The organism is Aliivibrio sp. S4MY1, assembly GCF_028765545.1.
Taxonomy (GTDB): Bacteria; Pseudomonadota; Gammaproteobacteria; order Enterobacterales; family Vibrionaceae; genus Aliivibrio.
The window spans coordinates 183372-209715 of sequence record NZ_JARACP010000003.1 but is presented as its reverse complement, the minus strand read 5'-3'; the positions used below and the strand labels follow the sequence as shown (position 1 = coordinate 209715).

At 39.6% G+C, this 26344-nt stretch carries 26 protein-coding genes, 1 tRNA gene and 1 pseudogene; 16 read left to right on the top strand and 12 right to left on the bottom strand.

Annotated elements, in window-relative coordinates; translation table 11 throughout:
- Window positions 1-20 precede the first annotated feature (20 nt).
- Entirely contained in the window at window positions 21-632 is a 612-nt protein-coding gene (locus PVK71_RS05100) for a TIGR04211 family SH3 domain-containing protein (protein WP_274419431.1), read from the top strand.
- 92 nt (window positions 633-724) lie between these two features.
- Here PVK71_RS05100 and PVK71_RS05095 read toward each other — a convergent pair whose 3' ends face one another.
- Together PVK71_RS05095 and PVK71_RS05090 are read right to left on the bottom strand one after the other, a co-directional pair.
- The gene (locus PVK71_RS05095; RefSeq protein WP_274419430.1) at window positions 725-1429 is read right to left on the bottom strand and encodes a general secretion pathway protein GspB; all 705 of its coding nucleotides are present in this window, start codon (window positions 1427-1429) and stop codon (window positions 725-727) included.
- Window position 1430: 1 nt separating this feature from the next.
- Window positions 1431-2981: an ExeA family protein gene (locus tag PVK71_RS05090; RefSeq protein ID WP_274419429.1), complete on the bottom strand. Its 1551-nt coding sequence runs from the start codon at window positions 2979-2981 to the stop codon at window positions 1431-1433.
- A gap of 138 nt (window positions 2982-3119) precedes the next feature.
- On the opposite strand from PVK71_RS05090, the gene PVK71_RS05085 reads away from it, so the two are divergent.
- Window positions 3120-4343 (top strand): multifunctional CCA addition/repair protein, encoded by a 1224-nt coding sequence (locus PVK71_RS05085; protein WP_274419428.1) that lies wholly within the window; start codon window positions 3120-3122, stop codon window positions 4341-4343.
- 123 nt (window positions 4344-4466) lie between these two features.
- Here PVK71_RS05085 and PVK71_RS05080 read toward each other — a convergent pair whose 3' ends face one another.
- Genes PVK71_RS05080 through folB form a run of 3 tightly spaced genes read right to left on the bottom strand, consistent with a single transcriptional unit; the run spans window position 4467 to window position 6118 of the window.
- Entirely contained in the window at window positions 4467-5270 is an 804-nt protein-coding gene (locus PVK71_RS05080) for an undecaprenyl-diphosphate phosphatase (RefSeq protein ID WP_274419427.1), read from the bottom strand.
- Between the two features lie 9 nt (window positions 5271-5279).
- Window positions 5280-5768 carry a 2-amino-4-hydroxy-6-hydroxymethyldihydropteridine diphosphokinase gene (gene folK, locus PVK71_RS05075; protein ID WP_274419426.1) on the bottom strand — a complete coding sequence of 163 codons (489 nt, stop codon included), beginning with the start codon at window positions 5766-5768 and terminating at the stop codon, window positions 5280-5282.
- The gene (gene folB / locus PVK71_RS05070; RefSeq protein ID WP_274419425.1) at window positions 5765-6118 is read right to left on the bottom strand and encodes a bifunctional dihydroneopterin aldolase/7,8-dihydroneopterin epimerase; all 354 of its coding nucleotides are present in this window, start codon (window positions 6116-6118) and stop codon (window positions 5765-5767) included. The genes folK and folB overlap by 4 nt, the downstream gene beginning before the upstream one ends.
- 145 nt (window positions 6119-6263) lie before the next feature.
- Here folB and plsY point away from each other — a divergent pair, with 145 nt between their 5' ends.
- Entirely contained in the window at window positions 6264-6860 is a 597-nt protein-coding gene (gene plsY / locus PVK71_RS05065; protein WP_130043927.1) for a glycerol-3-phosphate 1-O-acyltransferase PlsY, read from the top strand.
- A 49-nt stretch (window positions 6861-6909) separates the two neighbouring features.
- On the opposite strand, the gene tsaD is transcribed toward plsY, so the two are convergent.
- Window positions 6910-7929, bottom strand: a complete 1020-nt coding sequence (gene tsaD / locus PVK71_RS05060; RefSeq protein WP_274419424.1) for a tRNA (adenosine(37)-N6)-threonylcarbamoyltransferase complex transferase subunit TsaD — start codon at window positions 7927-7929, stop codon at window positions 6910-6912.
- Between the two features lie 227 nt (window positions 7930-8156).
- Between tsaD and rpsU the strand changes: the two genes are divergently transcribed.
- The 7 genes and pseudogenes from rpsU to PVK71_RS05025 all read left to right on the top strand — a co-directional run.
- On the top strand, window positions 8157-8372 hold the full coding sequence (gene rpsU, locus PVK71_RS05055; protein ID WP_130043925.1) for a 30S ribosomal protein S21: 216 nt from the start codon (window positions 8157-8159) through the stop codon (window positions 8370-8372).
- Window positions 8373-8403: 31 nt separating this feature from the next.
- Window positions 8404-8847 carry a GatB/YqeY domain-containing protein gene (locus PVK71_RS05050; RefSeq protein ID WP_274419423.1) on the top strand — a complete coding sequence of 148 codons (444 nt, stop codon included), beginning with the start codon at window positions 8404-8406 and terminating at the stop codon, window positions 8845-8847.
- Window positions 8848-8921: 74 nt separating this feature from the next.
- Window positions 8922-10682, top strand: coding sequence for a DNA primase (dnaG, locus tag PVK71_RS05045; protein ID WP_274419422.1), 1761 nt, complete (start codon window positions 8922-8924; stop codon window positions 10680-10682).
- 148 nt (window positions 10683-10830) lie between these two features.
- Window positions 10831-12672: an RNA polymerase sigma factor RpoD gene (gene rpoD / locus PVK71_RS05040; protein WP_443111745.1), complete on the top strand. Its 1842-nt coding sequence runs from the start codon at window positions 10831-10833 to the stop codon at window positions 12670-12672.
- A 152-nt stretch (window positions 12673-12824) separates the two neighbouring features.
- A tRNA-Ile gene (locus PVK71_RS05035) sits at window positions 12825-12900 on the top strand.
- Window positions 12901-13085: 185 nt separating this feature from the next.
- Complete coding sequence (locus PVK71_RS05030) at window positions 13086-14327, top strand: integrase domain-containing protein (protein WP_274419421.1); 1242 nt, start codon at window positions 13086-13088, stop codon at window positions 14325-14327.
- 10 nt (window positions 14328-14337) lie between these two features.
- Window positions 14338-14511 (top strand): annotated as a pseudogene (locus PVK71_RS05025) (integrase); the annotation flags it as partial.
- Between the two features lie 67 nt (window positions 14512-14578).
- Here PVK71_RS05025 and PVK71_RS05020 read toward each other — a convergent pair.
- The 6 genes from PVK71_RS05020 to PVK71_RS04995 form a co-directional block, all read right to left on the bottom strand.
- Window positions 14579-15790, bottom strand: coding sequence for a PDDEXK-like family protein (locus tag PVK71_RS05020; RefSeq protein WP_274419420.1), 1212 nt, complete (start codon window positions 15788-15790; stop codon window positions 14579-14581).
- A 163-nt stretch (window positions 15791-15953) separates the two neighbouring features.
- Window positions 15954-18854 (bottom strand): type I restriction endonuclease subunit R, encoded by a 2901-nt coding sequence (locus tag PVK71_RS05015; RefSeq protein ID WP_274419419.1) that lies wholly within the window; start codon window positions 18852-18854, stop codon window positions 15954-15956.
- 68 nt (window positions 18855-18922) lie between these two features.
- Complete coding sequence (locus tag PVK71_RS05010; RefSeq protein ID WP_274419418.1) at window positions 18923-20170, bottom strand: restriction endonuclease subunit S; 1248 nt, start codon at window positions 20168-20170, stop codon at window positions 18923-18925.
- Window positions 20167-21765, bottom strand: coding sequence for a type I restriction-modification system subunit M (locus PVK71_RS05005; RefSeq protein ID WP_274419417.1), 1599 nt, complete (start codon window positions 21763-21765; stop codon window positions 20167-20169). Before PVK71_RS05005 ends, PVK71_RS05010 begins: the two co-directional genes overlap by 4 nt.
- Before the next feature lie 194 nt (window positions 21766-21959).
- Entirely contained in the window at window positions 21960-22415 is a 456-nt protein-coding gene (locus PVK71_RS05000) for a ribonuclease HI (protein WP_274419416.1), read from the bottom strand.
- A gap of 93 nt (window positions 22416-22508) precedes the next feature.
- Window positions 22509-22700, bottom strand: coding sequence for an AlpA family transcriptional regulator (locus PVK71_RS04995; protein ID WP_063647114.1), 192 nt, complete (start codon window positions 22698-22700; stop codon window positions 22509-22511).
- Window positions 22701-22869: 169 nt separating this feature from the next.
- On the opposite strand from PVK71_RS04995, the gene radC reads away from it, so the two are divergent.
- The 6 genes from radC (at window position 22870) to PVK71_RS04965 (ending at window position 26339) form a co-directional block, all read left to right on the top strand.
- Window positions 22870-23337, top strand: coding sequence for a RadC family protein (gene radC, locus PVK71_RS04990; RefSeq protein WP_130086922.1), 468 nt, complete (start codon window positions 22870-22872; stop codon window positions 23335-23337).
- Entirely contained in the window at window positions 23337-23780 is a 444-nt protein-coding gene (locus PVK71_RS04985; protein WP_274419415.1) for a DUF2787 domain-containing protein, read from the top strand. The genes radC and PVK71_RS04985 overlap by 1 nt, the downstream gene beginning before the upstream one ends.
- Before the next feature lie 64 nt (window positions 23781-23844).
- Window positions 23845-24312 (top strand): DUF2787 domain-containing protein, encoded by a 468-nt coding sequence (locus PVK71_RS04980; protein WP_274419414.1) that lies wholly within the window; start codon window positions 23845-23847, stop codon window positions 24310-24312.
- 96 nt (window positions 24313-24408) lie between these two features.
- Window positions 24409-25299, top strand: coding sequence for an LPD25 domain-containing protein (locus PVK71_RS04975; RefSeq protein ID WP_274419413.1), 891 nt, complete (start codon window positions 24409-24411; stop codon window positions 25297-25299).
- A gap of 126 nt (window positions 25300-25425) precedes the next feature.
- Window positions 25426-25596, top strand: a complete 171-nt coding sequence (locus PVK71_RS04970; RefSeq protein ID WP_274419412.1) for a hypothetical protein — start codon at window positions 25426-25428, stop codon at window positions 25594-25596.
- 17 nt (window positions 25597-25613) lie between these two features.
- A complete protein-coding gene (locus tag PVK71_RS04965; protein ID WP_274419411.1) occupies window positions 25614-26339 on the top strand; it encodes a hypothetical protein in 726 nt (241 codons plus the stop codon).
- The last annotated feature ends 5 nt before the right edge of the window (window positions 26340-26344 follow it).

Sequence of the window (26344 nt, the reverse complement as noted above, 5' to 3'; positions counted from 1 at the left end):
CTTTTCAAAGGAATATTATTGTGAAGCATTTTATTAGCCTGATTCTACTTGCTTGGGCTATTGCTGCGCCAGCGCAAGCTCAAACTCGTTATATTTCTGATAACCTGTTTACCTACATGCACTCAGGTCCAAGTAACCAATTCAAAATAATTGGTAGTGTGAATGCTGGTGATCGTATCACTCAACTAGCAGCAAATAAGAACTCTGGCTTTACTCAAATTGTTGATACTAAAGGCCGTAAGGGTTGGGTTGAATCTAAATTTGTTTCTCGCCAAGCAGGTCTAGGTGAGCGCTTACCAAAAGTTGAAGCTGAACTTGCTTCAGTTAAAGCGCAATTAGCTAACGCTCGTAAAGCGGCAAATGATGAAAAAGCTGGACTTGCTGATAGTTTGACTCAACGTAATCAACAAATTCAAAACTTAGAAAAAACCTATAATGATGTGAACAATCAGCTAGTGAGCTCTCAATCTGAAGTTCGTGAGCTACGCGCTAAGCTAGATACTCAAAAAGAAGACTTGTTACTTAAGTACTTCATGTATGGCGGTGGCGTTGCTGGTATTGGTCTGTTATTTGGACTTCTACTTCCTCACATGATCCCAAGCCGTAAGAAAAAACAAAACGGCTGGGCTTAATCGACGATAAGTCCATTAAGAAATAATCAATTCAAAAAAGCTCAGGATTTCCTGAGCTTTTTTATATCGGTTCGAATAACCACTGAGTTTGATCACCCTTTCCATTCATACAGAGCAGGAACTTCGATTTTCTGTCCTTTAAACTCAATCACAACATCCCTCGGGTTAATCTCTAGTAACGTGATTGAAGGAGTAATACTGCCACCAATATTAACCTCTTGACCATTAACCTTTACCCACCGACGACTCGGCTTAGAGGTGTAATTATGAGTTTGGAAATTAAGAGGAGGCAAACGCCCTGAAAGTTGTGAACCATTTTTATCTAACTCAAGATAACCGTTACTTTCTAATGGCTCATCCTCAATAGCCTCATGATCGTCATACTCAGAGGGATCATTCAAAACTGATTCAAACCGTGCAGCCAACTCTGGTGATAACCCTGATAAATCGAGCTTATTGATATCTAGTGATGAAGCAGTGTCTTCAATTTGTTTTTTCACTTCAGTCCTATTGCTTTGGGGTTGAGTAACCGAAGTATTGCTTGGTATTACTGTGATAGCATCAGCGTCAGTTTTATCACTCTGTGATGATCGCTGTAACGCTAACTCTTGAGCACGTATGGGTAACTTATTGGTCGTAATGCTTGGGAAATCCAATTGCGTATATGACAACTCAGGTAAAGGGGTTTCCTGCTGGCTGGCTTGATAATAAGGAAAGGCAATATATGCTGATACCGCTAATGGAGGTAATACCGCAATCGCCGATAATGATTTCCATGATAAACGAGATAGTGTCATATTATTCACCTCCTTGTAATAAAGGAGCATCAACATTCACAATGGTATCAAGCCACATTTGTGTACTCGAACCAACGATGCCATCCGTCTTAAGACCAAAAATTTCTTGGAATTCTTTCACTTGTTGTTCAGTCTCTTTGCTAAATAAATCAGAGCTATTGATTGGCTGCTCTAGCGCAAAAGAAAGTAAGCGATTTAATGCTAAAATAGCGTCTCCTTGATCACCTAGTTTCATTGCTCTCTCAGTAATAATCGGTTTTTTCCAAAGCTGTGTATACGCGCCATTCCAATGTTGCTCAAACCATTGATGTGATACTTTTATCCTCTTAGAAGGTAATAATAATTCAGCTCCCTTTGAGTTTACGCGGTAAAGGATAGCCAACAATCCCTCTCCAGAAGTTTGTTGTAACCAAATCAGTGCAGGGCGATTTAGTGCCAATAAATCAGTCAATGTACCATTGCTCTCCACACAATATAATTGCGCTCTTTTGGCATTAGTGCAATTCGCTTGAAACTCAGTTACCGAATATCCCCAAACCGATAGTAAGGTTTGAAAAGCACTGGATTGCGAAGAAAAACCGTCTAATGGTTTCTCAATAATCGGTTTAACTATTGGATAATTAGCTTCTAAATATTGAGGTAGGAAGCGATAGCTTCCAATACTCAATAATAAAGATACACCTATGGCAATGAGCGAAGGGAACCATAACAGTGGTGTCGTAGGCGCTACACTTTGCGTCTCTACTTGCCAATCAAGTACTAGTTTACACGCTTCCTCAACGGCTTGATGATCAACCCTCTGTATTCCTTTTTGGTAGCTAATCCATAGCGCTTTATCACACAATAAGTTAACGATACGAGGTATGCCATTTGAACGACGAACAATCATCTTTATCGCCGAGGCAGAGAATAAGGATGGTTTCCCTTCAGCAATACTCAGGCGATGCTTTATATAAGACTCAATCTCTTTCTGTGTTAAAGGCAATAAATGGTATCGTGCCGTAATACGTTGAGCGAGTTGACGTAAGTTTGCTTGCTGCAATTTTTGTTGTAACTCTGGCTGGCCAATCAATAATACTTTTAATAACTTATCACTGTCGGTTTCAAAGTTGGTTAATAAGCGCAGCTGTTCTAAAACATCAGGACCCAAATGCTGCGCTTCATCAATAGCAACAATAGTTTGAAAACCATTCTCACGCTCTGTTTTAAGAAAGTGAACAATACGGTCTGTTAGCTGCTTTAACGGTGCATTTTCAGAATAACTAATCTTAAATTCATCACAAATTGCCTCTAATAACTCTTGGGCACTGAACATCGGATTTAAAATTAAGGCAAGATGCACATTGCTATCTAATTGAGAAAATAATGCACGCGATACGATTGTTTTACCCGTACCTACCTCTCCTGTTAATAATGCAAACCCACCACCTTGCCCTAACCCAGACAATAAATAATTCAGCGCTTCTTTATGGCGTTCACTCAAATAGAGAAAACGCGCATTAGGCGTCATTGAAAATGGAAGCTCATTAAAGCCAAAAAAATCTTGGTACATAAAAATGCAATGTGTCCTATCAGGATAATTCTAAGAATAAATAGAGAATAAAAGTCGAAAAGCTATGATTGCACGGTATCATTGGAACTAAGAAAGTAAAGAAAGTTCTCTTTATCTTGGTAGCGAGTAGGGCAAAACGTGGAAATTTATTTAGTTGGTGGTGCAGTTCGAGATTCACTTCTCAATATTGAGGTAAAAGATAAAGACTGGGTTGTTATTGGCTCTACACCAAACGAAATGGGTTCACTTGGCTATCAAGCAGTTGGCCAAGACTTTCCTGTCTTTCTTCACCCAAAAACCAAAGAAGAATATGCCCTAGCAAGAACAGAGCGTAAAAGTGGTCAAGGGTATAAAGGGTTTACTTGTTACGCGGAACCCGATGTTACGTTAGAAGAAGACTTATTACGTCGCGACCTTACCATTAATGCGATTGCTAAAGCCGATAATGGTGAACTCATCGATCCTTACAATGGACAAGATGATTTAAATAATCGCTTATTACGCCACGTATCTGACGCGTTTGTTGAAGACCCATTGCGCGTCTTACGTGTCGCTCGATTTGCTGCCCGCTTTCATTCTCTCGGTTTTACTGTCGTACCAGAAACCATGACCTTGATGAAAACCTTGGTAGAAAGTGGTGAGTTATCTCACCTGACTCCAGAACGTGTATGGCAAGAGTGGGAAAAATCGCTATCGAGCCAACACCCTGAGGTCTTTCTTTCCGTACTAAAAGAATGTGGTGCTCTAGCGGTTGTATTACCTGAGTTGAATGCATTGTTCGGTGTGCCTCAACCTGAAAAATGGCATCCAGAAATTGATACGGGTGTTCATACATTAATGGTGGCTCAACAAGCCACATTACTAAGCCAAGACTTACCGACTCGTTTTGCAGCTCAAGTCCACGACTTAGGTAAAGGCATTACGCCAGAGTCAGAATGGCCAAGCCATAAAATGCATTGTCATACTGGTATTAAAATCATTAAGCAACTGTGCAATCGTGTTCGAGTTCCCAATGAATATCGAGATTTAGCGTTACTGGTTTGTGAGCATCACAGCAATATCCATCGAGCTTCTGAGCTTCGTGCTCAAACCTTTATTAAAATACTCGATAAAATGGATGTATGGCGTAAACCAGAACGCTTAGAACCTATTTTACTTTGTTGCCAAGCCGATCACGCAGGAAGATTAGGGTTAGAAACTCAGCCTTACCCACAAAAAGCACGCTTTGAAATGGCGTTTAATGCGGCTAAAAATGTGGAAGTCAAAGAAGTGCTTGCAGCAGGATTTAAAGGACCAGAGATTAGGGATGAGTTGACGAAGAGACGAATTGAAGCGGTGAAATCAGCATTAAGAATTAATTAAAGACTAAATAGAGTTCAGATCGCTTCGTTAGCAGAATTCAGAGCCAATCGCGGTAATTTATCCCATCACCACGATCACCTCTGAACCCTTTAAGGGAGCTTGCGACCGATCTGAATCCTTCTTTTAAGCGAAACTTAACCAAGCAAACAAGCCGGCACCTAACAACAAACGGTAGATAACAAACGGTGTCATTCCCATGCTTGAAATCAGCTTCAAGAAAAAGTGAATACAAATATAAGCACTGATAAAAGAAACCACCACGCCGGTGCTTAATAGACCAAAATTAATAGAGATATCACTCATCGCCAATTTAAGACCAAGATAAGATCCGGCAAGAGTAATGATTGGGATCGACATTAAGAATGAAAAACGCGCAGCCGCTTCACGAGTAAAGCCTAAATAAAGAGCAGCAGTAATAGTAATGCCTGAACGAGAGGTTCCTGGGATCATCGCCATCGCTTGAGCAATACCTAAAAATAACGCTTTTTTCCACGTCATTTCATACTCGTCTTTAGCTAACTCTGAGTTTTTATCAACCCACCAAAGTAAAAGGCCAAATACAATCGTTGTGGTTGCAATAACCCACGCACTACGTAAATACACTTCGATAAAATCTTTAAACAAAAGACCACAAAGTGCAGCAGGAATAGTCGATAAAATGATTAACCAAGCTAATTTAGATTCTTTGTTGTGCTCTTTTTTAACCATAGAACCAACCCAAGCAGTTAATAAGCTCACTACCTCTTTTCTAAAATAAATAATCACCGCCGCTAGAGTACCCACATGAACAGCAACATCAAAGGCTAACCCTTGATCTGGCCACCCAAGAACAGCGGAAGGAAGAATAAGATGAGCGGAGCTCGAGATAGGTAAAAACTCAGTAAATCCTTGCAACAACGCAAGAAAAAATGCTTCAAGATATGTCATGATAGTCCATTAGAATGTTAAGTTTAATAAAGCTGGTTTTAATGATTGAGAATAAGGGAATTCAGCCCAAATTTCACTGATGGTACGTTGTGTACTTGGGATAATCAGATCTGGATTCAGTTCTACCATTGGCAAAATAGCAAAGGCAAATTTAAACAGATCCTCTCGAGGTAATTTGGGATCCGATTCTGAAACCAAATCACCATACAACAGAATATCTAGATCTAATGTTCGATCTTGGTTCTTCTTCGCATTGACTTCTCTGCCCCATTTAATTTCAATCGCACGCAATAGAGCACCAAGTTCACTCAGTGAGTGATTCACCTTTAGCTCAACAACTAAATTGAAAAAATTATGACCAGAAAAACCTACAGGTTCAGCTTCATATACTGTTGACACTTTCGTTACTTCACCAAGTTGATGTAATTCATCAATGGCTATTTTTACATTTTTTTCAGGAGAAATATTGGAGCCAACGCCAATATAAGTTGTGATCATTTGCTTCCTCGCTCAATCACAACACCCACGCTATGTGCATTAATTACAGCACCAGGCTTAGATAAATGAATGCGAAGCCAAGGCACTGAAAAACGCGTCATAATAAGATCTGCAATCTCTTCGGCAACACGTTCAACCAATAAAAATCGTCCCTGCTGGATATGCTCAGTCACCGCTTCGCTAACTTCTGCGTAGTTTAAACAATATTGAACATCGTCTGATGCTGCTGCTGGTTTATTGTCATGAGCCATATCAATATCTAATACGAGCTTTTGTTTAATGCCTTGTTCCCATTCATAAACGCCAATGGTTGTAATAACTTCAAGCTGTTTTATAAATACTAAATCCATCTTTGATCACACTTTTTATTAAGAGGTCGGATACCCATCAAAAGAAAAACAACGTAATATTGATATTACCTTGCTCGATATGTTCAGCAATATACTATAAAAATGATTTTTGATCGCTCCTGATCACTTAAATAAAGGCTCATTCATGACCCCTCTTGCACTAATTATGATCATCATCGCCTATCTGCTAGGATCGATCTCTAGTGCGGTTTTAATTTGTCGATTGAAAGGGTTACCTGACCCTAGAAAATACGGTTCTCATAACCCTGGTGCGACCAATGTCTATCGCCTAGGTGGTAAAGGTGCCGCTGGTTTGGTTCTTCTCTGTGATATCTTAAAAGGGATGCTACCGGTTTGGGGAGGTTACTTTCTTGAGATTAACCCTCTTTTATTAGGCATCATTGCGATTTCAGCCTGCTTAGGCCACATGTACCCACTATTTTTCCATTTTAAAGGCGGGAAAGGTGTTGCTACTGCGCTTGGCGCGCTCGCTCCAATTGGGTTGGATTTAACGGGAATGTTATTTGGTAGTTGGGTTATTACGATATTAGTCACTGGCTACTCTTCTTTAGCCTCGATGCTTACAGCTTTACTTGCCCCTTTATTCACTTGGTTTGTAAAACCTCAATACACGCTACCTGTTGCTATGCTTTCTTGCTTAATCGTTCTCAAGCATCATGAAAATATACGTCGCTTTTTTGCTGGTGAAGAAAAGAAAATTTGGCAAAGAAAAAGGGACTAATTAGTCCCTTTATATAGATAACGATCTTTTATGATCTAAATAGATCATCTTATTTTTTAATTGGTTCCAACTGATCGATAGGCCAACGTGGCTTAGCTTGAACCGCTAAATCCGTTGTTTCGCCATTCTTTAAACGCTGCATACCCGCATAAGCGATCATCGCACCATTATCGGTACAAAATTCAGTTCGAGGGTAAAATACCTCTCCACCAATTTTCTTCATCATCACTTCAAGCTCTTGACGTAAGTATTTATTTGCACTTACACCACCTGCCATTACTAAACGTTTCATGCCCGTTTGTTTTAATGCACGACGACATTTAATGGCTAATGTATCAACAACTGCTTCTTGGAAAGCAAATGCAATATCAGCACGAGTTTGTAAATCATCATCATTAGCACGAATCGTATTTGCGGCAAATGTTTTCAAACCAGAGAAGCTAAAATCCAAACCTGGGCGATCTGTCATAGGACGAGGAAACTTAAAACGTCCTTTTGTACCGCTCTCAGCCAGTTTTGATAATAACGGTCCACCTGGGTAATCTAACCCCATTAATTTAGCCGTTTTATCAAACGCTTCGCCAGCAGCATCATCCACCGATTCACCTAAGATTTGATAGTCACCAATGCCCTTTACTTCAACCATCATGGTGTGACCACCAGAAACAAGTAAAGCAACAAATGGGAATGCTGGTGGCACATCTTCAAGCATAGGTGCAAGTAAATGACCTTCCATGTGGTGAACAGGAATAGCAGGAACATCCCACGCATACGCAATGCTTCGACCAATCGTAGAACCAACTAATAATGCCCCAACAAGCCCAGGGCCCGCTGTATATGCAATACCATCGATATCATCTTTAGTCAGACCTGCATCATTTAACGCCGCTTGAATCAAAGGGATCGTCTTTTTAACATGGTCACGAGAGGCCAATTCAGGTACGACACCACCATAATCTGCGTGCAGTTTTACTTGACTATACAGTTGATGAGCTAATAGCCCTTTTTCATCATCATAAATCGCAATACCCGTTTCATCACACGAGGTTTCAATGCCTAAAATTCGCATATTTTTCTCAGTTACCTGTTAATTTATCGCCATACTACCTTCATCATTACACGACCTCAAGCGACCTGATGGCTAGAGAAGACAAAATAAACAAAGAAATTACTCAATTCTTAATCAAGAATGCTTTACAAAACGTCTTGATCGGATTAAAATTCGGCACCAATTTGAATAATAGCTGGTTAATTATAACTACCAGCGAATTGACTAACACCTGAGGTGAAAGGCATATGCCAGTAGTTAAAGTACGTGAAAACGAACCGTTCGACGTTGCACTACGTCGTTTCAAACGCTCTTGCGAAAAAGCTGGGGTTCTTTCTGAAGTTCGCCGTCGTGAGCATTACGAAAAACCTACTACAGTACGTAAACGCGCTAAAGCAGCAGCTCAAAAGCGTCACGCTAAGAAGTTGTCTCGCGAAAACGCACGTCGCGTTCGCCTGTACTAATAACTTACCTAAATTTAATTAGGATTAAGTTATGGCTCTAATTGAACAACTCAAAGACGAGCAAAAGTTAGCGATGAAAGCCAAGGACAAATTACGCCTTGGCACTATTCGTTTAGCTTTATCTGAAATAAAACAACGTGAAATCGATGGTCATACAACTTTGTCTGACGATGATATTATCGCTGTTTTAACTAAGATGGTTAAACAACGTCGTGATTCAGTATCGCAGTTTTCTGCCGCTGGTCGTGATGATCTTGCTGAAAAAGAAAGTGCTGAAATTACAGTACTTGAAGATTTCATGCCACAAGCACTTACCGATGAAGAAGTTGCCGAGTTATTAGACAAAGCAATTGCAGAATCAGGTGCTGAAGGAATGCAAGATATGGGCAAGGTGATGGGTGTGTTAAAACCTCAAATCCAAGGCCGCGCTGACATGGGTAAAGTAAGCCAATTAGTTAAATCTAAACTGGCTTAATAATACTCTATTTATAAAACAAGCCGTGCTATCTTTGATTGCACGGCTTGTTTGTATCTACAGGAAAAGAAAAGATGGCTGGACATATCCCTCGCAGTTTTATTGATGAGCTTTTAAATCGACACGACATTGTCGATATCATTGACGCAAGAGTAAAACTGAAAAAACAAGGGAAAAACTACGGCGCATGCTGTCCATTCCATAATGAAAAATCCCCTTCTTTCTCTGTTAGCCAAGAAAAACAATTCTATCACTGCTTCGGTTGTGGCGTTCATGGTAACGCAATTGACTTCCTTATGGAGTTTGACCGCTTAGAATTTGTTGAAGCCATCGAAGAACTTGCTTCTATGCTTGGTCTTGATGTTCCTCGCGAACAACGCAGTGGATTTAATGCCCCTTCAGGCCCAACAGCCAGTACTGAACAAAAACGCAGCCTATACGACTTAATGGGCGGTATCAGTCAGTTTTATTGCTCCCAATTAAAATCCGTCACTAATATTCATGCCATTAATTATCTAAAAGATCGTGGACTTTCTGGTGAAATAGTACAGAAGTTTGGTATCGGCTATATTGCTGATGAATGGGAATTGGTGAAGAAAAACTTCGGCCGTGATAAAGCGTCACAAGATGCTTTAGTCAGTGGTGGGATGTTAATTGAAAGCGATAATGGCCGTCGTTATGACCGCTTCCGTGGTCGGGTTATGTTTCCAATTCGAGATCGTCGAGGTCGCGTCATTGGCTTTGGTGGACGTGTAATTGGTGAAGGCACTCCCAAATATTTAAATTCACCTGAAACACCTATTTTCCATAAAGGCAAAGAGCTTTATGGTTTATACGAAGCACTGCAAGCTTATAAAGATTTACCACAAGCCCTTGTTGTTGAAGGCTATATGGATGTGGTTGCATTAGCCCAATTTGGAGTAGATTACGCGGTTGCCTCTCTGGGTACCGCGACTACTGGCGATCACATGCAGCTTCTTTTCCGTCAAACTAGCACCGTGGTGTGTTGTTATGATGGTGATAGAGCGGGCCGAGAAGCAGCATGGCGAGCGATGGAACAAGCACTGCCATACTTAAATGATGGTCGTCAGCTTAAATTTATGTTCCTACCGGATGGCGAAGATCCCGATACTTATATTCGGCAACACGGAAAGGCCGCCTTTGAACAAGAAATAGCCAGTGCTGAATCTTTAATTGAATTCATGTTTAGAACCTTAGTCGATCAAGTTGATACTGGTAGTCGAGAAGGGAAAGCCAAGCTAACGACACTTGCGGTTCCTCTTATTGATAAAGTTCCAGGCGGCACCTTACGCCTCTATTTACGTGAGCAACTTGGCAAAACGCTTGGAATTATGGATGAAAGTCAATTACAGCAACTAATATCTAAACAGGGTGCGCCAGAAACAAAACGACTCGCACAACCTGAGATAAAACGCACACCAATGCGTGAGGTAATAACTCTCTTGCTACAAAATCCAAATTTGACTCAGTTGGTGCCAGATTTAGACAGTGTAAAAGAAATACCACTTCCAGGATTAAGTTTATTTCTTCAATTACTTGAAAACTGTCGACATAATCCCCATATAACTACAGGCCAATTATTAGAATATTGGCGTGGTGATAATAATGAGAAATTATTATCACGCTTGGCTGCTTGGGAACTCCCAATAGACCAAGATAACATACAAGATTTATTTATAGATTCATTGGACAAAGTATTGGCCCAGTGCATCGAAAAGCAAGTGGAAGCTTTACAGACTAAAGAAAGAAGTGTCGGCTTATCAGTCGAAGAAAAACGAGAGTTAGCTGAGTTAGTCATTAACCGTCTCGTCTAAATACCTCTAGTCCTGTTTAAGCCATACACCAAGATTATGGTGTGATAAATGATTACTCAGTAGTCATAAATAGATACATTTGCTATTATTAATGGTTTGCATTTCGCATACTAATTCCTTCACACAGACCAGAAGTAGGATACCGTCTATGGATCAAAATCCGCAGTCACAGCTAAAATTACTTGTAATCAAAGGCAAGGAACAAGGCTATCTGACCTACGCAGAAGTTAACGATCACCTACCAGAAGAAATTGTAGATTCTGAGCAGGTTGAAGATATTATTCAAATGATCAATGACATGGGCATCAAAGTGGTAGAAACCGCACCTGATGCTGATGACATGTCATTAAATGATGATGATGCCGTAACTGATGAAGATGCAGCAGAAGCCGCTGCAGCCGCACTATCAAGTGTAGAAAGTGAAATTGGCCGTACAACGGATCCGGTTCGTATGTATATGCGTGAAATGGGTACCGTTGAACTTCTTACTCGTGAAGGCGAAATCGACATCGCCAAGCGTATTGAAGAAGGCATCAATGAAGTTCAGTGCTCTGTTGCTGAATTCCCAGGCGCTATTTCATACCTATTAGAACAATTTGATAAAGTTCAAGCTGAAGAGATTCGTCTTACTGATATCATTTCTGGTTTTGTTGATCCAAATGATGATGGTTCTTCAGCACCGACAGCAACACACATCGGCTCAGAACTGAGTGAATCTGATCTAGACGATGAAGATGATGATGGTGAAGAAACTGAAGACGAAGAAGAAGAAGATGTAGGTATTGATCCAGAGCTTGCTTTGGAGAAATTCACAGAGCTTCGAACTTCTTATCACAATATGCAACTTGCTTTTGAAGAGCATGGCCGTGATAACGCAAAAGCACGCGAAGCGATTGGCGAGCTTACTGATGTGTTCCGTGAATTCAAGCTGATCCCTAAACAGTTTGATTACCTAGTAAAAGAAATGCGTGGCAGCATGGATCGTGTTCGTACACAAGAGCGCTTAGTTATGCGTATGTGTGTGGAATACGGCAAAATGCCTAAAAAATCATTCATTTCACTTTTCTCTGGTAACGAATCATCGATTGAATGGTTTGATGAGATCATGGCTTCAGACAAACCATACGTTGAGCGTTTGAAGCGTTACGAAGAAGACATTCGTCGTTCAATCTCTAAACTAGACAGCATCGAAAAAGAAACAGGTTTACCTGTAGAGAACATCAAAGACATCAGCCGTCGCATGTCTATCGGTGAAGCTAAAGCTCGCCGTGCGAAAAAAGAAATGGTTGAAGCAAACTTACGTCTTGTTATCTCTATTGCTAAGAAATACACGAACCGTGGTCTTCAGTTCCTAGATCTTATCCAAGAGGGTAATATTGGTCTAATGAAGGCAGTAGATAAATTTGAATACCGTCGTGGTTACAAGTTCTCTACTTATGCAACATGGTGGATCCGTCAAGCGATCACTCGTTCAATCGCTGACCAAGCACGTACGATCCGTATTCCAGTTCATATGATCGAAACGATCAATAAACTGAACCGTATCTCGCGTCAAATGCTACAAGAAATGGGCCGTGAACCATTACCAGAAGAACTTGCAGAGCGCATGCAAATGCCTGAAGACAAGATCCGTAAGGTTCTGAAGATCGCTAAAGAGCCTATTTCAATGGAAACACCAATCGGTGACGATGAAGATTCGCACCTAGGTGATTTCATCGAGGATAACACCCTTGAACTTCCAGTTGATTCTGCAACTTCAACAAGCTTGAAATTTGCAACTAACGACGTTCTTGCAGGCCTAACTCCTCGTGAAGCAAAAGTACTTCGTATGCGTTTTGGTATTGATATGAATACTGACCATACTCTTGAAGAAGTAGGTAAACAATTTGACGTAACGCGTGAACGTATTCGTCAAATCGAAGCAAAAGCGCTTCGTAAATTACGTCACCCAAGTCGTTCAGAAGTATTACGTAGCTTCTTAGACGAATAATTAAACATAATTATTTGTTAATAGAATCAAAAAGGTGGGCTTAGGCTCACCTTTTTTCGATCTAGATGCATATTTTCAATCAACTGATTAAAAAGCAAACGCCTTATGTCTAGACACTGTTTTCATCTTCCCCTATAATCACCACCTACAACGGCCCCTTAGCTCAGTGGTTAGAGCGCACGACTCATAATCGTTCGGTCCCCAGTTCAAATCTGGGAGGGGCCACCAAATTCATAATCAAAGACGTCCAATGGCGTCTTTTTTTACGTTTAAATAAACCTAAAATCAATAACTTACAGAAATTAGCATCCAACAACGTCTTTTGCTGTTTGTTAGAATCCGACCTTTTTAGTAACATCAGTAGTAACAACAGCATGAAATAGCTCATTTCATTGTTACTAAAAGGCGTTTTTATGGCTAGAACAGTAGTTCCACTTACCGCAACAAAGATAAAAGAAGCAAAGCCGAAGGATAAAGATTACGCTTTATCTGATGGAAACGGCTTACAATTAAGAATAAAACCGAATGGTTCTAAGCTTTGGTTATTAAATTATTCTCGTCCTATCAATAATAAACGAGCTAATTTAAGTTTAGGTGTTTACCCTAGCTTAACTCTCGCGTTAGCAAGAAAAGTCGCAAGTGAAGCAAGAGAATTACTAGCTCAGGGAATCGATCCGAAAACGCATAGAGATCAGCAAAAGCTACAACAAAAAGAAGCTAGTGAATCAACCTTCTCAATATTCGCAGACAAATGGTTTGAATTAAAAAAACAACAAGTAAAACCAGATACTGCGGCACACTCCTATCGAGCATTAGAAAAACATATCTTGCCATCTTTAGGGCAAACACCTATTGATGCTATTCGACCGAAACAGATTATATCGATTCTTGAACCTGTAGCCGCTAAAGGGAACTTAGAAACGGTTAAGCGTTTATGTCGTATCATTAATGAAGTAATGCGCCTTGCTGTTGCTAGTGGGCAAATTGACATTAACTACTTAACTGATGTCACTCGACTGTTCCCATCTCCTAATAAAACGAATATGGCAACAATTACACCAGATCGCTTACCAGAATTAATGAACTCTATTAATAGAGCGAGAATCACGCTCACAACAAGATGTTTACTGGAATGGCAGTTACATACCATGACAAGACCTGTTGAAGCGGCTACAGCAGAGTGGGAGCATATCGACCTAGAAAATAACGTATGGGTTATTCCAGCAGAACGAATGAAGATGAAGAAACCTCATTCTGTTCCTTTATCAAAACAGATGATCGCACTATTAGAAATAATGCGTCCTATTAGCGGACATAGGCAATACCTATTCCCTAGCCATAGAAACCCTCTACAGCACTCTAATACACAAACAGCTAATATGGCGTTAAAACGTATGGGCTTTAAAGATCAGTTAGTTTCTCATGGCCTACGAGCGTTAGCGTCCACCACTTTAAATGAACAAGGCTTTGATCCTGATGAAATAGAGGCTTGTTTAGCACACGTTGATAAGAATGAAGTACGTAGAGCTTACAACCGTACGGATTACTTAGAAAGGCGAAGAAAAGTAATGGACTGGTGGGGAGGGCATATCGAGCAAGCCAGCTACGGTAATTTATCCTTAACTGGTTATAAAAACCTAAAAGCAGTAAGTTAATTTTTAATTTATTGAAGCGGCTCTTGCTCACGTAGATGACACTCAAGTACGTGCGGCTTATAACCATACTGATTATCTTGAACGAAGAATACCGATGATGATGTGGTGGAGTGGACATATTGAAGAAGCATCGAAAGGAAGTTTATCGATATCAGGAATGAAGTGTTTATCTTTAGTTGGGTAAGCGGCATAAATAAGGCTCCATTAAGGAGCCTTATTACAATACCTTGAGTGAACAATGCTACTATTGGTTAGAACAAAGATTTCAACTCTCTATCTTCATTGAGTATCATGACAAGAGTTTTAAGTTCCAACGCTATGCTTTCTGAAAGTGAGTTCAAATAATTGTGATCTGACAGCTTACGCAAATTCTTATCTGTTGATTCAGACAATACGATAGGATCACTTAGATATTTCCAACCAACTGATGATCGGTTCATTCGATAATAGCTAGATTGTACGCCACAAGTAATAGCGTTATGAGCTGCATCATAGATCTCTTTATCATCTTTTTGGGAACACCAAACACTGATATAGCTTGCCCCATGATTGCATATAAATCCAACTTGTAATTTTTCGATCCCATAAAATGGATAAACCCAAATTTCAAAACTATCATTTTTAGCAACAAAATTAATACAGTCAAAAAGATTGCAGGTTGATTCTTCTATATTCAACTCAAGACCATCCAGCCTTGATAAAATAGCCTCTCGAAGAAAATCAATTTGTTTGGCATGATAGTTATCTTTAGCAGCAGTGATGGCGTCAAGCAATTCTATTGGTTGACCGTTGGTTAGCTCTTTTTCAAACCATACTTCTAATTCTTTCATAAATACTGCACTTTGATTTGTATGTGTTAACTCAGCAATTAGATTTAAATACTGCGTGATACTCTCTCTTAATTCAGGATACTCAACTGCTCCCTTTCTACAGAACTGAAGCCAGTTTGTAATATCAAATTTATAACTAATTTTTCTGTAGTTATCTTTTAGTATTGATTCAGGGATTCCTTCTAGACTTTGCTTTGATGCATTTCTTCCATCTAGAGTTAAATAAATAATATTTATATTCTTAGCTTCAAACTTTAAATCATTAACTATATTAAAGTATCTATTTAGCTGATTATCTTGATCAGCTGCGTAAATTTTGTTTTCGATAATTATCGCTTGGCCTTGTTGATTTCTTATTAATACATCAATGTCGTTCCATTCTTTTTGGACAAATGCCGATTCAACATCAAAGTTTTTTTGACCTAATATTTCACTTACAAAGTAGCTTAAGAACTCAGTCCCAAGCCCATGACTTCCTTTAGGATCTAGCAACTCAGCTATGAATCTACTGTGTAATCTAACTTCATCACTTGAGCCACGAAGTACTTTAAAGAGATTAAATGATTCATTTTTTTGATATTTATCTCTTAACATTTGAGGAATATGCAAAAGCTTTTCGATCTTTTGGTACATTAATGGTCCTTTATTTTAATAATGATGTAGCATTATTCTTTAGTTTGGCAAACGCAATAAATAAAGCTACACATATGTAGCCTTACTCTATAACACCAAAGATAATTCACTGGCGACTGAAATCCGCGACTGATTAAAATGATATGTCACTTTCAAACCCATCCTAAAACCCACCAATAAACGTATCAACAAAGCCTTTAAATTTCTCAGTTAAACGCCCTACGATTTGCTTACGTTGCAATATACTTGGCTTACTCTCAAGTGTTGCCGCAAAGTCATCACGCAATGGCATAACCTCACTCGTTTCATATCGACTGACTAAGCTCTCTAACTTACCTTGATTAAGCTTTTCTTCTATCGCCATTTTCTCTAGGGCTAGACGCTTTTCTTTTTCCCAAAAAAACTCAAACTCTTCTTCTACGTTCACTTGAGCTGGTATGCCATCAAGATGCTCATTCATGAATCGTTCAATCAATTCTTTCTTACTTAATAACGTTGGGTTGGTACTCACTAAATTAGCAATGACTTGACGCTTTTTCACTTTGGCTTCTTCGCTGTCTTCACCATGCAATTCACGTAATAGATGAAGAATGTAAGCCACATTGATTTCATCACGGTGCAGTAGTTCTAACTCAAAATCCACATCATCTAAAATCGAGACTTTTTCTTTGGTTGAGCCTTCACGGATTTGGCGGCTTAAATCAGCATACTTACTGGTGAAATCTTGGAACTCTTGCTCATCCATCCCTGTTGAGGCGATATCAAAATCAGCAAAGTTACTCAGCATGTTTTTAAGCTGCATCAGTTTACGAAATTGGAGAACAAACAACTTTTGTGCATCTTCATCAGGTAAATCATCCACCGAATCAGGGGTTGGTGTGATTACCATTAATGCCCCATACGCCTTATCAAAATCAACTAATAGCTCATCGTAGGCTGGTGTCTCTATCACTTCTTTAGGTTGCTTATTAGAGAACAGCGTAAACGCCTCATCAGCAGCTTTTTTTAGGTTACGGAAGCACACGATATTACCGTGGGACTTCTTCTCATCCAACAAGCGATTAGGACGTGAGAACGCTTGAATTAATCCATGATGCTTGAGGTTCTTATCGACATAAAGTGTATTAAGGCACTTTGCATCAAAGCCAGTTAAAAACATATTCACCACAAGAAGAATATCAATCTCTTTATCTTTCACTCGTTGAGACAGGTTTTTGTAATACTTGTCGAATGATTGATAATCCTTGGTGGTATAGCTTGAGCCAAACAGCGCATTGTAATCTGCCATGAATGCTTCTAGCTTATCTCGACTGTGTAGCTTTACTGCATCCGTATTATTTAAGTACTTCGCTGCGGCTTCTTTAATTTCTACTGCATCAGAGCCGCCTAATTCATACTCTTCTTCTTCGTTGGCCTCATAACTAAAAATCGTCGCTATTTTTAGTGTGTGTTTACCTTCTGCTTTTTTCTTAGCAAATAATTCATAGTACTGAATTAACTCAGGGATACCCGATACACACAACATGGCGTTGTAGGCGCGGCTGTGAGTCTTGCGATTATGATTGGCAATGATGTAATCGGTTATCTTATCTAGACGCTCTGGTGACGATAACAGCTCTTTGGTATCGATGTCTTCCACATCAATATCTAAGGTATTTTTAGAGCCTGTTTTATATTGATAACGACCAACGTATTCAATCGCAAACTTCAATACGTTTTGGTCACGGATAGCATCGACAATCACATAAGCATGTAGACGCTCATCAAATAAGTCTTTAGTAGTTTTCTTGACTGAGTTCTTAGCTACTGCATTTTCAGCAAAGATAGGCGTTCCAGTAAAACCAAACAATTGAGCACCCTTGAAGAACTCAATCAAACTCTTGTGAGTATCACCAAATTGACTGCGGTGGCATTCATCAAAAATAAACACAATGCGCTTATCTTTTAATGACTCCATCTCTTTTAAATAGCGAGACTTAGATATCACACTGTTTAGCTTTTGCAGTGTAGTAACGATTAATTTTGAATTGCGGTACTCATTAATTTTTTTGCCTTTAAGTGGCTTATCAATGAACTGGTGAAACAGCATATTGGTGTTTTCAGTGCTGTCTACACACCCTTTAGAAAAGGCATTAAATTCTAAGGCGGTTTGATAATCTAAATCTTTTCTGTCCACCACAAACACAACTTTATCTACTTCTGAAAGTGTCGTCATGATTTGGGCGGCTTTGAATGAGGTTAAGGTTTTCCCTGAGCCTGTGGTATGCCAGATATAACCGTTCTTAGTGGTGGTTTTTACTTGGTTGACTATCGCCTCTACCGCATAGAACTGGTAAGGGCGCAGCACCATTAAGCACTTTTCAGTTTCATTTAATACAATGTATTTACTTAACATTGCGGTTAAATGCTCAGGCTGTAAAAACACCTTACTAAAATCAAATAACTGGCTAATGCGTTTATTGGCTACGTCTGTCCAGTCAAAGGTTTGTTTGGCGGACATCTCACTGTTGTTGGCAAAGTACTGCGTATTAACCCCATTAGAGATAACAAACAACTGAATGAAATTAAACAAACCGTGGTTAGCATGATAAGAATGCTTTTGATAACGCTTTACTTGGTTAAAAGCTTCTTTAAGCTCAATACCACGACGCTTCAGTTCTATCTGAATCAACGGCAAGCCATTCACTAAAATGGTCACATCATAACGGTTGGTGTAGATGCCTTTAACTGTGATTTGTTGTGCGACTTGATACGAATTTTTTTGTGTTGATGACGAGGTATCATCAAAGAGTAACGTCAAATGACGGCTATCACCATTATCTAAAGTGATGTCCAATTGGTCACGTAATGTTTTGGCTTTAGTAAAGATATTACCCTTTTCTAATTTGCCTAACACTTGAGTAAACTCACGCATCGATAAGGCGCAATTATTGACCTTTTCAAGCTGTGTTTTTAAGTTAGCTTCAAGGGCGACATTATCAGCTAACGTTACCACCTCAAACCCTTGGGTACTCAATTGGACAATTAACTTGTCTTCTAATTGTTGTTCACTTTGATAAGCCATTTGACGTTATTCTCTATGGTAAGGGCAAGCTATCAAGCTCACCCTTTAGTTACTTTTATTGTGTAGCCCTACACAAACATCTGCTGTAATAAGCCTTTTTTGAATTGCTTGGTTTGTTCTACTTGTTGCGTTACTGCGTCAATCTTCTTGTCGATAGATTGTAAGAACTGAGCAATTTTTTGTTGTTCTGCTTCATGAGGAAAAGGTACTGTAACTTGATAGAAATCCTTCTCTCCAATATTCAATAATCCATCCATTCTGGCGGAAGACGAAATCAATCGTCTCAACTGTCTATCAAGATATTTCAGACCAAACAATTGCTCATAAAAATCAGGCACACCTTTCTCTAATCCGAAGCTACGATATACAAATGGGACAAGAGCTTCGGAATCATTTAATAAATAGATACATCCGTATGTATAACTTTTAGAGTTTCCGCGATTATAAGCAAACTCTCCCTTTTTTAAATGAGTATATTTATCCAAACTCGTACCAGCAATAACCTGACTGAACCTTTCCTTTTGATGCAAAAAACCTTTCCCAGCAGAAATAGTCATTACATTTTCAATAACCACTTTCGCTTTACGTTTAATTGGTTTAGCTATATCAGCCAAGCGAAACACTTCCCACTCAGGAAACACTCTACCATCTTCATCTTTAAAGCGAAGCTGCTGACTAAATATCTGCTGCATTACGCCTTTTTTGTATTCTTTTAAAAGACGATGCTTTTCTGTTAGTTGACTGATTCTGCTATCAACTGACGTTAGGAAAGAGGCTATTTTAGTCTGCTCCTCAAAACTCGGATAACTTAATTTATAATCATCGATTTGCTTCTTACTTATATGTGGTATAGCTGAACTAGTGTTAACAATATCTACATATCGCTGAAATTTCGCAGAAGTGATATGCTGATATATGTACTTTATTGAAGTTCCTTTTTTAGGGCGAAGCCTAGCTACTCGCTGCACTAATAATGATCCAGAATCTTCTGCATTAATTAAAGCTACATTTTTTCCTACTTTAGAACCATCCATTCCGATGACTAAATCATTTTCTTGTAGAAAATATTTTTCTATTTTTGATACGCTTCCATTGTAAAATCTATCAATCTTTACTGAGTGTCTAATTCGACCCTCAGTAATATTAATACCTCGCATTAATTTATAGCCTTCACTACTTTCTGATATATCATGGCTTTTAAATGCGTAACCATTCAGTTGTTCTGTATGCATACCAACATTTGATATCACCCATGAAGAATAGTCACTCTCATTATCATCTTTAAAGCGTAAACTCGGAGTTAATACAGTCTTCATCCCTTCACCTCAAACGGTGCATCAATACCCAACTCAGCACAAAAATCAGCAATCGTCTTATCTGTCTCTAACATGGTTTCATCGTTATCAACTAACTGTTTGGCTACGGCTGCTAAATCGACGACTTCCTCTTCTTCAAAGGTATCAACATAGCGAGGAATATTAAGGTTGTAATCATTCTCTTTTAATTCAGCTTGTGTGGCGATATGAGCGAATTTCTTTAACTCTTCTTCTGATAAGTTTTCACGCTTCGTCACTGCATTTAAAATGCGTTCTAAATCCGACTCACGGATAACGTTATTGTTTGTGCCTTTCTCAAAGTGATTACTCGCATCAATAAACAATACATTATCATCATGCTTACGGTTCTTTTTAAGCACCAGAACACACGTAGGGATAGACGTACCAAAGAAGATATTAGCTGGTAGACCAATCACCATATCTAGGTAGTTTTTCTCAGCAATTAAATGCTTACGAATATGCCCTTCTGCTGCACCACGGAATAACACACCATGAGGCAATACTACTGCCATTGTGCCGTTGTCATCTAATTGATGAACCATGTGTTGAACAAAAGCAAAATCCGCTTTGCCTTTAGGGGCTAACTTGCCGTAATCCGCAAAACGCACGTTGTTTAAATGCAATGGGTTTGCTGACCAATCCGCAGAGAACGGAGGGTTGGCAACGACCGCATCAAAACGGTCCTCAATATGTTGAGGGTCTTCTAGCGTGTCATCATTTTGAATATCAAAACGGTTGTAATGAACATCGTGCATTATCATGTTCATACGAGCTAAGTTGTAAGTACTTGGGTTTTGCTCTTGTCCGTAAAATTTCAAATCTTCATTGTTGGCTTCTTTCGCTACACGTAAAAGTAATGAGCCTGAGCCACACGTAGGGTCATACACTGATTTAAGATTAGAGTTATTAAGAGTCACTAACTTAGCTAGTAATTTAGACACCATTTGAGGGGTATAGAACTCCCCTGCTTTTTTACCTGCACCACTGGCAAACATACCAATCAGGTATTCATAGGCATCACCTAGAATATCAATTTCACTGCTTTCTAAGTGGAAATCAATATTGTCTAAATGCTTGAGTACTTGAGAGATAAGCTTGTTACGTGCATCAGGAGTTTTACCTAACTTGTTTGAGGTTAAATCCAAATCATCAAACAAGCCGTTGAAGTCTTCGGCACTGTCTGCGCCCATCGTACTATTTTCAATACTGTTTAAAACTTGGGTAACATCATCAAGTATGAACTCACCGTTTTCACCTGCTTTAGCGATAACGTGAAACAACTCAGAGGGAGTAAAAAAGTAACCTAATGTATCTAACGCTTCTTCTTTTACGGCTTCTAATATTTCTTTACCATCTTCAGTGGTGGCATTCACATTCGCAAAGATAACGCCATCTTCTGACAGTATTTCATCTGCGTATTTATTGAGTTTATCTGATAGGTATTTGTAGAAGATTAAACCGAGAATGTAATCACGAAAATCATCCGCTGACATATTGCCACGTAGAGTATTGGCAATGTTCCAAAGCTGTTTTTTAAGCTCTTGCTGATGTTGTTGTACGTTGGTTTCTGTCATGAGGTTTAAGGCTCTTTAATGATAACTCGATACAATGAATGTTCATTGCTAAATAATGCCGAGATTCTACCAATAAGTAGCCCTTTATAGCTAATGTTCTTCTGTTACGTTGCTGAGGGTTTCACAATAGCGATAATAAATAAACGACACACGTATAAAATTTTTATTAGTGTCGTTTATCCATTTCTTTTTATTTATTCATCATCACCGTATGCTGCCATTGATGCCAACGCATCCGCCTCTTCATTCCCTTCAATACCACTGTGCGCTTTCACCTTAACCACCTCTACATACTTCTCGCTACGCAGTTCATCCACTTGTTGCCACAAATGACGATAAGCCACTGGCTTTTTATTTGCTTTACGCCACCCCTTAGCTTTCCAACCATCAAGCCATTCGTTGTAGCCTTTTACACAAAACTCACTGTCTGAATAAATGATGTCGCCATCAGCGGCATATTCTAATCCTTCGACTAATGCCATGAGTTCTAGCTCTGCATTGTCTGTTGCTCTATTTACTGTAATTGAGTATGAATCGATTAAATCATTATCTTCATCATATACCGCAATACCGATACCGCCTTTCATGCAACCACCTTGATTGTTTGGTGCTGCGCCATCGACGTAAATTGAGTAAGTATTTGTGCTCATGGGGTTCTTCCTTATTTGGATTTGCTGGCCTTAGTAGACCAGCCTTAATTAATTCTTAAGTGGTGTGGTGGATTAGTTCTTGGGGAGGATTGCTTAGGCTTGTTTCTCATCACGCTGGCTTAGGCGTTCGTGCATCCATTCTTCAACTTCGCTTTCTACCCATGCTACGGCTCTATCGCCTAACGACACGCTTTTAGGGAATCGGTTTTCTTCCATGAATTTGTAAATGCTTGAGCGACCTAGTGCCGTTAATGCCATGACTTCTTTTAGTTTTAAAAAACGCATGATGGTTATCCTTTGAGTTATAAGTTCAAAAGATTCCTCTCCAAAATACTTTTTTATTTGGGGTACGCTTCCCCTACCTCATCGACCTCTATCCACCACGTTTCCAAATAATTTCAATCACATATTACCTCCTTGTATATACCTATCTATTCTTTCAAGGAGTTCCATTATGCATTCAACCGATTACGTCACCACTGCCCCTATGACGGCCTTACAAGTCTTTGAGAAAGCCGCTGAGTTACTTGAACACCAATACAAGCGTGAGCAGTCATTCACTAACCCTGAGCACACCAAACGCTACCTATCCATGAAGTTAGGCCATCAAGAGCGTGAAGTGTTTGCTGTGCTGTTTTTGGATAACCAACATCAACTAATGAGCTATCAAGAGCTGTTCTATGGGACGGTGGATTCTGCCAGTGTATATCCTCGTGAAGTTGCAAAGGCAGCATTACAAGCCAATGCCGCTGCGGTGATATTTGCACACAACCACCCTTCAGGTATTGCTGAACCATCCGAGTGCGATAAACGCATTACTACTCGATTAGTAGATGCATTGAAGCTATTGGATATTCGAGTGCTTGATCATGTGGTGGTTGGCTCACCTTGTGTCTCTTTTGCTGAACGAGGTCTTATCTAATGAAAAGAGAAGTAGTGGTTCATGGTAAAGACCTAGCCTTACCTAAAAATTTGCATCGTCATCTTGAAGTCGTACTTGATGGCTTTTCACTTCGCACTGACATCAATCGACTTTCAGTGAACTTTCGAGACACCAGTTATTACCATCGACGAGAAGGATTGCACCCTGTAGAAATGCGCTTTGAGCGAGACGACATTAATCGTCACATTTGGAAGTTGGTGTTTATTGCCAGCTTTTCCTATCCAGATGAACACCGCCCAAACGTTGCACCTGAGCTGTACTTTAACTTTAAGCGTGGTTGGTTCTATCAACCTGACATTCAAGGCTGTGAGCTTGCAAGGCCGCAAGTCATCGACCTATTTACCTCATGGGCACTCGCCTTTTGTCGTCAACTGAGAAATCAACATTTCGATGATATCTCGGCTAACGAGATACGCATTTAATCTGCTCCAACCTTAATTTGTTTTACCAATCCATTATCTTATTTCAATCATAGGAGGACACACCGTGTCTGAATTACAAACCATCATTACCACCACAAACCTTGTTCCTACGTTGTTGCCAGTATCAAACAAGCTGAACCAGAGCCTTGTTGATGCATTGAATCAACGTCCTGAATTGCATTCTGGCTTAGAGGAAACAAACAGCGTCACCTTTAACTTTCGAGATAAAAGCTACAGTGCTGAAAACGGTGGCTTTCACCCTGTTGAGATTGCACTAACCAAAGAAGCCGATAACACATGGCACTACGCCTACATCACTGATTTTGCTTTTGTAGGCAATCACTATCCTGAGTTAGCCAAAGAATTAGATTTTGATTTTCTAAGTGGTGAATGGTTTGCCTGCTACTTAGGGGATTATTCATCCATTAAAAATAATGCGAATGCCGCTGAACTGTACCGCTTATGGGAGCATAACTTTCTGGCTTATGCATCTATGGGGATGTATGACGAAATAGAAATCAACGTATCTTAATCACTTTCCTTTCACTTCAATATCACACACATCATGCCGCAGCCTTTTGGTTGCGGTTTTTTTATGCCTAAAAATCATCAATAAGGATGTTTCATCATGAATAAAGAAATCATACCTACCCTTAATCCCTTCTCTGTCTTAGTCAATTGGTCTGAATCTAACGAGTTCAATGAAGGCCAGTTGTATGACTTTATAGCGTTTGAACGTAAAGCATTGGACGTAGCTAAACAAAATCCATTAGGTGGTTACGACAAAACTAATGTAACGGTGACGTTTGAAAATGAGGATGAGCACCAATGTCGATTAGATTTAGGTTGTGGTGGCAATGACACAGGCTTTGCTGATCATTGTCTTAGTACCCTTGAATACCATGAAAAACATCACCTCGATGCAGATAAGCCGTGGTTACGTAATGATGCTAATCATCAACAATTAATCACACTCATTAGAACCTATCGCTTTGATATCGAGTTTGTAACTGACGCTCGAATTCAAACAATCAACACCACAGAACTTGCCAAGCAACAAGAGCGAGATAAAGAGCAAGCCAAACGTGAGCAAGAAGAAAAAGAATCGCAAACCCACCAAGCCAATGAAAAGGCATTTCAAGCGGCTCTAGTGATCCCAGAATGGGCAAAAGGTGTCATCGTAGCCACTTACACCGAATACGATAAAGAACGCAGTGAGCCGTATTCAGGAGAGCATCATACTAAAACCTTGCGCACTATTATTTTATCGTGGTCTACCCATACCAGACGATTATTTCCTGAACTCCGTAAAGCCTGTTTGAATAACCCTGATACGGTCTTTCTAAACGACAAAGAGCAAAGCCGTGAGCACCGTAATAATTACGGCATAGGGCAAGGCTCAGGCTTAACGGATGTGGATTATCTTTATCATGGCTGGTGTGTAGAGAAAATCAGCTTTGGAACGTATCGCAGTAAATCACAGTACGTGCCATTGGGAGAGATGAGTATTCCTGAATGAAACGCATAAAAACAATGAGGAGGCTAAACGGCCTCCTCTCTTATTTTATCGATTAAAACCGCATTGGACGCTTGATGCCCAATGGCTATTTACACTCTAGGGAACGTTATTATTTGAGTCATCACTATGCCAGCCATCAATCGAAACACCATCCAAACGAAACTCATTCATGAACTATTTGAATTAATCAAAACCAGCACATCGACACAAACCAAAGAGATAGCTACGGATGAACTACTCAAACGTGGCTACACCCTTGATGACATTACCCTCATTGCTAATTCAGATAATCAGTAATCACTGAGCATTTACCCATGACTAAACAAACACGCTTTAGTACTCAAGAGCACTTATCTGTTGTGTTTGAGATATATCAGCTCGTTCCTCATCACTTTAAGACCACCACCAGAGAGATTAGAAATCAATTAATTGAAAGGGACATACATCGTGATACGCGCACCATACAGCGCAATCTCAATATATTGGTGGATCTTAACTTGATTGAAAAAGATGACCGCAGCAAACCTTATGGTTATCAAAACAGATTGCACCATCACGCCATACCACCAAGGGACGCACTTATCTTTCAGTTAGCGAATGAGCATTTCATTCACCTAACACCAGCGAGTCTTTTAAAAGCATTACAGAATCGATTTGAAGACGCTCGACGCTCTTTGTCTTCAATAGCAAGTACCACTAAGGAAAGACAATGGCTTAAAAAGATAAGCAGTCAATTACCACACCAAACCCATGAGGAGAACTTTCAAAAAATAAACACGGCTCTTTATCACAATCACTGGCTTACCTTGCATCTGCATGAAACCGCAGCCTTGTATGTCATGCCGTTAGGGTTAATTCACCATCACTCACAAATTGAATTAGTCATAGGGCAATACATCAATGAGCAATTAGAAACTCAAGTCATAGCCATTGAACACATCAACACCGTGAGCGTATCAACGTTCACCTTTGAATACCCATCCACCTTCAATGTGAACTCACATTGGAAAAATAAGATAACCAATACCATTAAGGAATAAACACC